Genomic DNA, 12,040 nt, shown 5'->3' on the forward strand with positions numbered 1-12,040 from the left:
CCGTTCATTCTCCGCCGCAGGGCCCCGCATCCCAAGGATGCGGGGGCCCTGCGGCCTTTTTTCCTCTCCGGCCCAATATCATATAAATCGAGGCGGAAAAACCTCATGACACAACTATCGGCAGAGTCTGAGTTTAGGAGAAAACAATGAAGGCTCTTGTTTACCACGGCCCCCAGTCCAAGGCATGGGAAGAGGTCCCCAGCCCGCGCATCGTCGATCCCACCGACGTGATCGCCCGGGTGGACACGACCACGATCTGCGGCACCGACCTCCACATCCTGAAGGGCGACGTCCCGGCGGTCACCGACGGCAGGATTCTGGGACACGAGGCCGTGGGAACCGTGACCGAGGTGGGGTCCGCAGTCACCGATCTCGAACCCGGCGACCGCATCATCATCCCGGCCGTCACGAACTGCGGCAAGTGCTCCTACTGCAAGGTCAATCAGCCGTCACACTGCCAGACCCTCGGTGGCATCGGTTGGGTCTTCGGCCACCTCATCGACGGCACGCAGGCCGAGTACGTGCGAGTGCCCTTCGCGGAAACCTCGGTGCATCGCGTTCCCGAGGGGCTCGACGACGAAGACGTCCTCTTCCTCACGGATGCGTTGCCGACCGGATTCGAGATCGGCGTCCTGAACGGCCGCACCCAGCCGGGTGATAGCGTCGCGGTCGTCGGCGCAGGCCCGGTGGGTCTCGGCGCGGTCATGACGTCGGGTCTGTGCGGTGCGGGACGCGTGGTCGCCGTCGACATGGATCAGAACCGTCTCGACCAGGCGCTGGAGATGGGTGCCACGGATGCGGTCAACGCGAGTGACCCGGACGCCGTCGAGCAGATCAAGGCCCTGTCCCGGGACGGTCTCGGCGTTGACGTCGCGATCGAGGCGGTGGGTATACCCCAGACCTTCCGCACCTGCCTCGACATCGTCCGCCCGTACGGGACCGTGGCCAACGTCGGAGTGCACGGCAAGCCGGTCGACCTGCCGATCCAGGACCTCTGGATCTCCAACGTGACCCTGACCATGGGTCTCGTGGATTGTTCGACCGTCGACAAGCTGCTCAGCATGGTCTCCTCGGGCAAGCTGGAGGCACGCAAGATGGCCACGCACCGTTTCGGCTTCGACCAGTTCGAGGAAGCCTATGATTTGTTCGCGAACGCGGCCGATCACCAGGCGGTCAAGGTAGTGATCTCCCGCTAACCACGCGACCGGGAACCGCTGCGCCCACTTCGCCACTCGCCAGCACGTATGCCCTTCGATGACTGCGGGGAGGTGCGGTGGGCAGCACGCGGCCCGAATCGATCATGTGCCGAAGCAACCGGTTTGCCGCCGACTGGGACAGACACAGAGCGTCCTGGACCCGCTGGCACGTGACCGGATCGCGTCCGCGAGCCAAGAGCTCGATCAGTTGCTCCTCCCGGGAATCCGACGCCATGTTTGCCTCGGAGACGTCGACACATTCATTCGCTCGTGGCGGCGTACCGGGGACGGACGGGGCAGGAGCCAGCCGCAAGATCACGGTGACCGATGTCGGCGTCACCCTGAATTCGGGTGCCGGCTTGCCAGCCCTCTGCATCGCATAAGCCATGCGGGCGATACCCGATCCCCGGTTCTCGCAGACCGATGCCCCAGTCCGAGGCATCTCGACTTCCTCGAGCAGCTTCGCCAGCGCCGCGTTGCGCGACGACGACGTGAAGACCCGTCCCAGTTCCTCGACACGCACTCCCCCGTACAAACCGCCCGGGTTCCGTATCTCGAGTCGGTCCGAGTACAGCTCCATCTGCACCTGAATACCGCGCGCGTACGGGCTGTAGTCCCGGTGCATCAGGGCGTTGGTCATGGCCTCGCGCACGGCGACGTCCGGATAGTCGTACACGTCCCGGCGACCCTCGGCGGAAATGATCGCCGCGCGATTGGAATTTCGACGCACCGCATCCACGGACGCGTTGATCAACGACGGGATAGGTCCGTTGAAGGACTGGTTGTCCGTGAAGGCGACACCGCCGGCATCCACCTCGCCGAGAGAAGTTCCTGGAACCGCCACGAAAGTGACGTTGAGCTGGGGGTAGAACTCCTGAGGGTAGACGCCCAGCGCCAGGAGACCCGCGAGGGTCGGTCGGGCCCGTCGAGCGGAATCGTGCGTGACGTTCAGACGCTTGAGGGCAATGCGGGGTTCGACGCCGCTGAAGGCCGCCGGAGTTCTGGCCCGAGCCTTGGCCAGCAGGTTGTCGACCGCCTGGGAGTGGAGAATGTCCTGGTTTCCGTTCTCGACCGGTTCCCGGTCGTATCCCGGTTGGATCCGGTTGTCCCTGAGTTGGCTGACCTCGTACTCGGAGAGCTTGTGATCGCCTTCTCCGATACGTATGTACGAACCGCCATATGCGCCTTTGGCCGCGACGAAACAGGGCTTGTCGAAGTATGGCAGCTCCTCGACGTCGGCGCGGACGACCCTGACCCCTTCGAATTCCTCGACCGACAATTCCACGGAGGGGTGCGGGGTGAGCTTGGACCGAACGGCGTTGGACACGGCGTCGTGGACCCGCTGAGCATCGAACCCCTTGACGGGCCGGAACGTCTTGTCGGTGAGGCCGAAAAGGATGGTTCCGCCGGTCCCGTTGGCGAAGGCACTCATGGTTTCCAAAGCCGATTTCGGGAAGCCGTGCAGGCCCGACTTGACCTCGACCTCGGTCGATTCCGAGCCCGAGGCCCGGAGCTCCTTGACGAGTTGCCTGGTACCTCTCATAGTCATGATGCTAATCACATAGTCGCTCATCGTCATCCAAAATTTTGGTGACCATGAGGCGAAATGGCCGCTAGAGCGGGAGGAATCGCCACCGGCACCGGGCCTCGCCAAGGGCTCCGCGCTCCGCTCATACCACATCCGATTATGCGCCGCTTCACACTTTGGGGTTAGAGTTGCGGACGGCAAACTTAAACATCCAACAAACGAACGGTGCTACCCGATGTCCAGTCACATCGCTGAAGGCACAGAAGCAGACCCTCGGAACCCGAGCGGCAAAACCTTCTTCGGCCACCCGCGAATGCTCGCCAATCTCTTCTCCGTGGAGATGTGGGAGCGCTTCTCCTTCTACGGGATGCAAGGCATTCTCGTCTATTACCTGTACTACTCGGCCGCCGAAGGCGGCCTCGGCCTCGACAAGGCCGCGGCCACCGGCATCATCGGCGCCTACGGCGGCATGGTCTATCTCATGGCCATCCTCGGCGGATACCTGGGTGACCGGGTCTTCGGCCCGGAACGGACGCTGTTCTATTCCGCGGTCGCGATCATGTTCGGTCACCTGGCTCTTTCCCTGATCCCCAACTTCGCCGGCGTGATCATTGGACTGATACTGATCGCGGTGGGTTCCGGCTGCCTCAAGACCAACGCGTCGGTTCTGGTGGCCTCCCTCTATGACGTCAAGGACATGCGACGGGAAGCGGGATTCACGGTCTTCTACATGGGCGTCAACATCGGCGCTCTCGTGGGACCGCTGTTCACCAATACCGGTTGGGGCGTTTTCGGCTTCCACTTCGGCTTCCTGCTCGCCGCAATCGGCATGGCGCTGGGACTCCTCCAGTATGCGATGACCCGCAAGAACCTGCCCGAGAGCGTCCACTACGTCAACAACCCGGCGAACGGACGACAGAAGGGCATGTTCGTCGGCGGCCTGGTCGTGGCAATCATGATCGTTCTAATCCTGTGCCTGCTCGGACTGATTACGCCCGGCAATATCTCCAACTGGGTGATCGGCCTGACCCTGGCCGGCGCGATCGTGCTGGGCTACATCCTGATCAGCAGCAAGAAGACCGACGAGACCGAGCACTCCCGGGTCCTGGCCTTCATCCCGCTGTGGATCGGCAACGCCGTGTTCTGGTCCCTGTACCAGCAGCAGTTCACCGTCATGGCCGTGTACTCGGACAGCCGCCTCGATTGGCACCTGTTCGGGCTCGAGTTCAAGCCGGGTCTGTTCCAGTCGATCAACCCCGTCTTCATCATCCTGTTGGGGACCGTCTTCGCGACCATGTGGACCAAGCTGGGGAACCGCCAGCCGTCCACGGTCACGAAGTTCTCGCTGGGCATGGTCGGCGTCGGCATCGCATTCCTGATCTTCCTGCTCCCGGCGGGTCACCACATCGTGAGCCTCTGGTGGCTCGTGCTGATCCTGTTCGTGTGCACGATCTCCGAGCTCACGCTCTCACCGACCGGCACGTCCGCGACCACGCGCTTCGCTCCGGAGGCACATAAGTCGCAGATGATGGCGTGGTACTGGACATCGGTCGCGATGGGCACCGCGATGTCGGGCTGGCTCGCACAGTTCTACTCCGAGCCGAACGAGATTCCGTACTTCCTCACGATGGGTCTGATCAGCATCGTCGCGGGCGTGATCCTGTGGTTCTTCCGCAAGCCGATCCTGTCGATGATGCGCGGGCTGAAGTAGGGCCGACTGCCTGATATGCCAAGGGCGGGATTCCCGACAGGGAGTCCCGCCCTTGGCATATTCGTTCGGAAGCGTCATCGGCCGTCGACGCCGAAACGGCCCCTGACCTGCGGACAACACGATGAGCGGGCCCGCGAGTCCGTAGAATTGTTCGAGCACCATTGGCCCGAATCGCATCACGGTGCCCGGCCATCGACCCATGAAACGACTCAGGAGTACGCGTGAGCGCTGCACCCTCATCCGATTCGACGTCCCAGAAGCTGGGCCTGAAGTGGTCGCTCCACGGGGACGGGAAGCATGTTGCCCCGGGGCAGGTCGTCGCTCCCCAGGAGAGGCTCACGTGGGGGCGCACCGTCAGCATCGGCGCCCAACATGTGGTCGCCATGTTCGGGGCCACGTTCTTGGTTCCGCTGCTCACCGGTTTCCCTCCGGCCACCACCTTGTTCTTCTCCGGCATCGGAACGGTCGTGTTCCTTATCCTCACGGCGGGACGAGTCCCTTCCTACCTGGGGTCGTCCTTCGCGTTCATTGCACCGATCGGCGCGGCCATGAACCAGTACGGGCCCGGGGGCGCTCTCGGAGGCGTCGCCATGTCCGGACTGGCCCTCTTCGTCATCGGTCTCATCGTCCAGGTGGCCGGAACAGGCTGGCTCCAGGCGCTGATGCCTCCCCTGGTCACGGGCTCGATCGTGGCCCTGATCGGCTTCAACCTCGCGCCCTCGGCCAAGGACAACTTCATGAAGGCGCCCGTGACCGCGCTCGTGACCTTGTCTTCGATCGTTCTGGTCTCAGTCCTGTTCCGCGGCATCCTCGGGCGGCTGTCGATCCTGTTGGGTGTGGTCATTGGGTACATCACCGCGGTGTGCCGGGGTGAGGTCGATTTCGGGTCGATCCGGCAGGCGTGGGAGACCGAGGGCCTCTTCGGCCTTCCACACTTCCACGCCCCCGAGTTCCATCTCGCCCTCGCAGGGCTTTTCGTACCCGTGGTCCTCGTCCTGGTGGCCGAAAACATCGGTCACGTGAAGTCCGTGGCCTTGATGACGGGGACCAACCTGGACCACTATGCGGGACGTGCCATCATGGCCGATGGCCTGGCAACCACGATCGCTGGAGCCGGGGGAGGCTCAGGGACCACCACCTACGCGGAGAACATCGGCGTCATGGCCGCGACCAAGGTCTATTCGACGGCCGCGTACTGGGTCGCGGCCGTCGTCGCTCTCCTCCTGTCGGTCATGCCGGTCTTCGGTGCCGCGGTCGCCACCGTGCCCGCGGGAGTTCTCGGAGGAGCCGCGACCGTCCTCTACGGCATGATCGGAATGCTGGGCGTGCGGATTTGGGTGCAGAACCGTGTTGACTTCTCCAACCAGGTGAACCTGACCACGGCAGCCGTCGCCCTGATCGTGGGCATCGCCGACTACACCTGGGACATCTTCGGTCTCCAATTCGCAGGTATCGCCCTGGGTACGGGGGCCACCCTCGTGGTCTACCACCTGATGACCTTCATCGCGCGCCGACGTCGCTCGGTGGGCCACGACCCCCTGGAGCCGGACGCCACGGAACACCCCTCGCCACTGGGATAGACCCCGGAACTACTCCCCCAGCACGCTCGCGCGCTGCTCTTCGAAGAACGCCTGGTCGGAGGGGTCCGGGCGGTCCATACCGTTGAGGAGCCGGTGCCACACAGGATAGTAGGCCGGCAACTGGGAAGCTTCTGTGATGCGCCGGCGGGCGTCGTCGGGCAGCGAAAGCTCTGCGGCGTCCAGGTCCTCGATCAGGTGGTCGAATTCGCGTGCCGCAATGGCGACGCCGTCGACCCCCGGACGACCCAGGAGCCAGGAAATGACCACCTGGGGCAGGCTCCACCCGAGCTCGCGGGCCGTCTCGTCGAGAACATCGATCAGGCGGTAGGCGCGGTCCCAGTCCGTCACGTGGGGCTCGGGCCAACCTGTTCCCTGCCTCGTTGCGGACGAGGTCTCTTGCCCTCGTCGAACCTTCCCGTTGAGCAGGCCCTCGCCCAGCGGCGACCAGCCCCAAGTCCCGACTCCAAGGTCCCGTGCCGCGGGCAGGATCTCGTATTCGATCTCGCGCGCCTCGGGCGTGTAGTAGACCTGCTGCTCAATCGGCGGGGTGAGACCCAGGGCTTTTGCCTCGTAGACCGTTTTGGTCAGTTGCCAACCGGTGTAGTTGGAGACGCCCCAGTACCGGATCTTGCCGGAGGCGATCAGTTCGTTGGCCGCCTCGACCGTTTCGCGAACCGGGGTCTGCCCGTCCCACTGGTGGATATACAGCAGGTCCAGGTGGTCCGTCCCGAGTCGTGTCAGGCTGTTCTCCACGGCCCTCGTCAGATGGTAACGACTCGCGCCCGAATCGTTCGGGCCGTCACCGACGGGGGACCTGGCCTTGGAAGTCAGGATCACGTCATCACGTCGACCATCCAGAGCTCTGGCCAGGACCTTCTCGGCGTCACCGCCGCTGTAGATGTTCGCGGTATCGATGAAGTTGACGCCGCGATCGAAAGCGGCATCCAGTTGTTTGCGTGCTTCTTGCGCATCCAGACCGGCAATTTTCTCGAAACCTCCACCCTGGCCATAGGTAATGGTTCCCAGGGCCAGACGTGACACGTACAGACCGGAGTTGCCGAGACGGGTGTATTCCATAGTGTCGCTCCTCACGCATCGTTAGGTGACCTCATGGTGTGCACACGCCCGAGGCAATGGCCAGGGTTTGGGACGAACAGCGAACGTCGAGATCTTCTCCGCTCCAGACCATGCGGCGGATTCGAGGGGTCGATAGCGACCCGCGGGTCTGGCACGCAGCCCACTGGGTCGGGTTCAGCGCCCGCCGAGGACAGTCACGGCCACGTCTGGCCTATTGGTCACGATCCCGTCGACTCCGAGTTCGACGAGGCGCTCCATGTCCTGCGGATCGTCCACGGTCCACACGTCGACGCGCATGCCGCAGGCGTGGGCCGCCCGGACGAATCTGCGGTCCGCAACCGGAATCCGGAAGGGGCCGACCTTTTGCGACATCGGAACCTGCATGGCCTGGAAAGCAGCGATCCACGGCCCCAGGAATCGACGGACCACGGGCCACACGCGCACACATGCCTTGACCGGCATAAAAGCGCTGACTAGGCGAAACGCCGCGATTCCGCCGTATCCGGCGCTCGAGGGGACCCCATCGGGGGCATGTCGCATCGCGCGACGACGTCGGGACTCGGAAAAGGACGCAATGAGCACTCGATCCCATGCCTCGGCTCGGTCGATGACCCGCGGCAGGGCAAGAACCGACGCTTCGTCCTTGATATCAATGTTGAAGCACAGGTCGGGGCAGGCCTCGAAGACGGAGGCCATGGTCGGAATCGATTCCCCGCCGACCATACGAAGCGCGGTCAGGTCCGAGGCATCGGTCGTCGCGACGTCGCCCGGCCTCCCGGCAACTCGCGCGATGTCCGGATCGTGGATCGCGACGACGACGCCATCGGATGTCGTGTGAACATCCGTTTCGATCCACCGCGTTCCCACGTCGCCCGCGGCCCGGAAAGCCCGGATCGAGTTCTCGTCCGTATCCACGGCCAGACCTCGATGAGCAAGGATCCGGACGGCCCGTGCACTCTCCCGATCAGCCACGCCCGAGCAGCTCCTCGATGACCTGTGCGACGCCGTCTTCTTCGAAACCGGGACACGTCCGGCCTACGGCCTGGATAACATCGGGCCACCCCGAAGCCATGGCATAGCCGTGGCCGGCCCATTGGAGCATCGTGGTGTCATTCGGCATGTCACCGAAGGCCAGGACCTCCTCCGCGCCGATCCCTTCGACGGCACACCAACGCGACAGGGTCCGCCCCTTCGAGAGGCCCGGTTGCCCGATTTCCGCGAGCGGCATATTCGCCACCGCGTGCGTGACGGAGACCTTATCCTCGGCCGCATCGCACACGACGTCGTAGAGGACGCGAGGGTCCATGGAGTCGTCGCGGACCAGGAACTTGATGATGCGGGACTTCTCCGACAGGAGGTCGTGCAGGTCGCCGACGGTTCGCTTCCCGGTTTCGAGCAGATTCGTCTGCGGCCATCCGGGCTCACAGACCACTCCCTCAAGGGTCTCGGTCGAATAGTGCGCATTCGGCAGGACCCGCCGGAGCGCCGAATGCAGATCGAGGATCACGTCCGTGGGCACCGTCTCGGCCTGGACGACCTCTTCCCGCGCGACGTCGTAGATCACGGCCCCGTTCGAGCAGATCGCGACCGAGTCGTATTCGAGTTGTTCGCGGACAGGATCGAGCCAACGGTGCGGCCGCCCGGTGACGTAAACGATCTCCACGCCGGCGGCCCGGGCGGCACGCAACGCATCCAGCGTGCGATCGCGAAACTTGAAGTCCGGGCCGAGGACGGTCCCGTCCAAGTCGGTCGCGATCAATTTGATCACGCGGTGACCTCGTAGGTCCCCGTCAGGAATGCCCGACCGATTCCGTGGAAGAACAGGTTGAAGTTCACGACGGCGGGGCTGGCATTCTCATCAAGATCGAGCTTCTCGGTGTCCACCGCAGTCACGCAGAAGATATACCGGTGTGCGCCGTGGCCGGGAGGGGGCGCAGCCCCGGTGAATTCGCGATTTCCTCCGTCATTGAGGTGCTTGACGGCGCCGTCGATCGCCTCCGAAGCCCAACCGCTCGGCAGCTCCGTGACGTCCGCGGGAATGTTGGACACGCACAGATGCCAGAAGCCGGAGGGCGTGGGAGCATCGGGGTCGAAGCAGGTGACCACGTAGCTCTTGGTCCCTTCCGGGGCTCCCGACCATGAGAGATGGGGAGCGATGTCCTTGCCGCCTTCGATTCCCATGGCGCCCGAGGCCTGGTCGAGTGCAAGAGGCTGGCTTTCGGCTACATCATCGGAGGTCAGCGTGAATTCGGGCAGTTGTGGCAGATCGGCATACGGTTCACGATCCAGCATTCTCGTTCTCCTTCTCTCGCTTCAGATACTCTTCCAGTTCTTCGCGGCTCGGCGAGTCGGCGCCTTCCCGGGAAACCGTCACGGCGGCCGCCACTACCGCTCGCCGCAGCACGTCCTGCAAGTCCTCCGCCGTCAGGGCGTCGAGCCCTTCTCGGCTCTGCGGGCCGCAGATGCCCCGATCCACCAGTGCCGACAGGAGGGCCGCCATGAAGGAGTCTCCGGCGCCCACGGTATCCGAAACCTCCACGCGCGGAGGCTGGACACGAACCCCGTTCCCGCCGGAGCCCCGGCTGATAGCCCACGGGCCCCACTCTCCGCGAGTGACGACCACGAGACCCGCCCCGGATTCGAGCCAGGCCTGGGCAGATTCCTCGACCGTACGATGAGGATAGAGCCACAGCAGGTCCTCGTCCGATGCTTTCACGACGTCGGCGCAGGTGACCACGGATTCGGCCCGCTCCCGAGCCTCGGACGAGTCGGGAATGATCGTCGGACGGCAATTGGGGTCGTAGGCAATCAGCGCGTGCGGCGAGGCTTGTCGGACGGCCTCGATAACGGTCGAGGCTCCCGGCTCGAGCATCGCTCCGATCGAACCGACGTGCAGCAGGTCGGTCTCCTCCAAGAGCTCCCCCAACCTGTCGCGAGCCGCCTCGAGATTCCAGTCCAGCCGGAAATCGTAGGATGCGGCGCCGGTTTCGTCCAGGGCGGATTCGGCGATCGACGTCGGCTCGTCGTCGGGCCCGATCGGCAGTTCGACGCCGGAGTCCCGAAGATGCTCGTCGATGACGTTGCCGTGCTCGTCCCGGCCGTACCTGCCAATGAATCTGGTCCTGTGCCCCAGCCGAGACAGCCCCACGGCAACGTTCAGGGGGCTGCCTCCGGGGTGGGTTCTGGGAACCTCCCCGCCCTTCTTCACGATGTCTACGAGTGCCTCGCCGATCACAGTTAGCATGCGCTCAGTCTATCGAGGCCGGAAGCCGAGGGACCATCCTTGTGAAGGGTTGCGGATACCGATCTCCAAATGTGGCACGTGACACGTTGTTTTCCGTCCACAAAACCCACATTTCGCAAAAATTGCCTGCTTCGATCATCTACGCTGGAAAATGCTCAGCACGAGCATGAGTTCGAAGATCACGTCCGGGTCAGCGAAGCCCCGGAACGAGAAAGTGAAGGTCTAACTGTGACCAGCCCTGTCACCCCCACCGAATGGTCCCGCCGCGAAGAGCTCGCCGAAGCCATGATCCCGCTGATCGGCCGGTTGCACCGCGAGAACCGCGTGGTCGTGAACATTCACGGCCGCAGCCTGCTCAACCAGTCGGTCACCGACATCATCAAGGCCCACCGTTGGGCCAGGCAGATCGATACGGTCGAGCTCAGCCTCGAGGAGACGTACCCGCTGGTCGAGGCGCTGGACGAACTCGAGCTGGGTCCGGCCTCCGTCGATCTGGCCAGGCTCAACAAATTGCACAAGACCCAAGGAAATGACTCCGATGTCAAAGGGTGGTTGCGCAACCAGCTCGCCGACGTCGTCGGCCTCCAGGGCCAGGAGGAACGCAAGAGCCAGGACATCGTTCTCTACGGTTTCGGGCGAATCGGCCGACTTCTGGCTCGCATACTGATCGAGCGCGGCCTCGGTTCGGGACTGAACCTGCGTGCCGTCGTCGTTCGCAAAAACGGCGAAGAAGACTTGTTCAAGAGGGCGTCCTTGCTTCGTCGCGACTCGGTCCACGGGGCATTCCGCGGAACCATCCAGGTGGACCCCGAGACCAACATCGTGACCGCCAATGGCGTGCCGATCCAGTTCATCTACTCGTCGGACCCGGCCACCGTGGACTACACCGAGTACGGTATCGACAACGCCCTGATCATCGACAACACGGGCCGCTGGCGGGACGAAGAAGGCCTGTCCCAGCATCTCCGGGCCAAGGGCGCGGCGAAGGTTCTCCTGACCGCTCCCGGCAAGGGGGAGCTGAAGAACATCGTCTGCGGGGTCAACCACGACATCCTTTCCGATGACGACCGCATCGTCTCCGCCGCCTCCTGCACGACCAACGCGATCACGCCGGTACTCAAGGTTCTGGATGACGAATACGGCGTCTCGCACGGACACGTCGAAACCGTTCACTCGTTCACCAACGACCAGAACCTCATCGACAACTTCCACAAGGGAGACCGCCGAGGCCGATCGGCAGCATTGAACATGGTGTTGACCGAGACCGGGGCGGCAAAGGCCGTGGCCAAGGCGCTCCCCCAGCTCAAGGGGAAGCTCACGGGCAACGCCATCCGCGTTCCCACCCCCGACGTGTCGATGGCTATCCTGAACCTGCAACTGGACGAGGCGCCCGATTCGAAGGATTCGCTGAACGCCTATCTGCGTGACATGTCCCTGAACTCGACCCTGCGGAAGCAGATCGACTACACGGACTCGCACGAAGTCGTCTCGACAGACTTCGTCGGATCGCGCCGGGCCGGCATCGTCGACGGTTTGGCGACGGTCGTCTCCGGCAACTCCGTGGTCGTCTACGTGTGGTACGACAACGAGTTCGGGTACTCGTGCCAGGTCATTCGCGTAGTCGAGGAGATGGCCGGAGCTCATCCGGCCAGCTTCCCCAAGGAGTAATCGACACATCGCACGACGCCGCCCCGGGCCAATCTG

The 12,040-nt window shown here is 63.8% G+C and carries 10 protein-coding genes; 4 read left to right on the plus strand and 6 right to left on the minus strand.

Annotated elements, in window-relative coordinates; translation table 11 throughout:
- Nucleotides 1-146: 146 nt before the first annotated feature.
- Entirely contained in the window at nucleotides 147-1,196 is a 1,050-nt protein-coding gene (locus AB0Y14_RS06320; protein ID WP_436588337.1) for a zinc-dependent alcohol dehydrogenase family protein, read from the plus strand.
- Here AB0Y14_RS06320 and AB0Y14_RS06325 read toward each other — a convergent pair.
- Entirely contained in the window at nucleotides 1,174-2,739 is a 1,566-nt protein-coding gene (locus AB0Y14_RS06325) for an ATP-binding protein (RefSeq protein WP_436588338.1), read from the minus strand. The genes AB0Y14_RS06320 and AB0Y14_RS06325 overlap by 23 nt on opposite strands.
- Before the next feature lie 220 nt (nucleotides 2,740-2,959).
- Here AB0Y14_RS06325 and AB0Y14_RS06330 point away from each other — a divergent pair, with 220 nt between their 5' ends.
- Entirely contained in the window at nucleotides 2,960-4,435 is a 1,476-nt protein-coding gene (locus AB0Y14_RS06330; protein WP_436588339.1) for a peptide MFS transporter, read from the plus strand.
- Between the two features lie 221 nt (nucleotides 4,436-4,656).
- Complete coding sequence (locus AB0Y14_RS06335; RefSeq protein WP_436588340.1) at nucleotides 4,657-6,015, plus strand: uracil-xanthine permease family protein; 1,359 nt, start codon at nucleotides 4,657-4,659, stop codon at nucleotides 6,013-6,015.
- Nucleotides 6,016-6,024: 9 nt separating this feature from the next.
- On the opposite strand, the gene AB0Y14_RS06340 is transcribed toward AB0Y14_RS06335, so the two are convergent.
- From AB0Y14_RS06340 to AB0Y14_RS06360, 5 genes are all read right to left on the minus strand, one after another.
- Entirely contained in the window at nucleotides 6,025-7,092 is a 1,068-nt protein-coding gene (locus tag AB0Y14_RS06340; RefSeq protein WP_436588341.1) for an aldo/keto reductase, read from the minus strand.
- A gap of 174 nt (nucleotides 7,093-7,266) precedes the next feature.
- Complete coding sequence (locus AB0Y14_RS06345; protein ID WP_436588342.1) at nucleotides 7,267-8,064, minus strand: glycerophosphodiester phosphodiesterase family protein; 798 nt, start codon at nucleotides 8,062-8,064, stop codon at nucleotides 7,267-7,269.
- Nucleotides 8,057-8,860: an HAD family hydrolase gene (locus tag AB0Y14_RS06350; protein ID WP_436588343.1), complete on the minus strand. Its 804-nt coding sequence runs from the start codon at nucleotides 8,858-8,860 to the stop codon at nucleotides 8,057-8,059. The genes AB0Y14_RS06345 and AB0Y14_RS06350 overlap by 8 nt, the downstream gene beginning before the upstream one ends.
- Entirely contained in the window at nucleotides 8,857-9,384 is a 528-nt protein-coding gene (locus AB0Y14_RS06355) for a YbhB/YbcL family Raf kinase inhibitor-like protein (RefSeq protein ID WP_436588344.1), read from the minus strand. Before AB0Y14_RS06355 ends, AB0Y14_RS06350 begins: the two co-directional genes overlap by 4 nt.
- Nucleotides 9,371-10,336 (minus strand): carbohydrate kinase family protein, encoded by a 966-nt coding sequence (locus AB0Y14_RS06360; protein ID WP_436588345.1) that lies wholly within the window; start codon nucleotides 10,334-10,336, stop codon nucleotides 9,371-9,373. The genes AB0Y14_RS06355 and AB0Y14_RS06360 overlap by 14 nt, the downstream gene beginning before the upstream one ends.
- A 228-nt stretch (nucleotides 10,337-10,564) precedes the next feature.
- On the opposite strand from AB0Y14_RS06360, the gene AB0Y14_RS06365 reads away from it, so the two are divergent.
- Nucleotides 10,565-12,004 carry a glyceraldehyde-3-phosphate dehydrogenase gene (locus tag AB0Y14_RS06365; protein WP_436588346.1) on the plus strand — a complete coding sequence of 480 codons (1,440 nt, stop codon included), beginning with the start codon at nucleotides 10,565-10,567 and terminating at the stop codon, nucleotides 12,002-12,004.
- The last annotated feature ends 36 nt before the right edge of the window (nucleotides 12,005-12,040 follow it).

It is taken from the genome of Rothia sp. HC945, from assembly GCF_051370785.1.
Taxonomy (GTDB): domain Bacteria; phylum Actinomycetota; class Actinomycetes; order Actinomycetales; family Micrococcaceae; genus Rothia.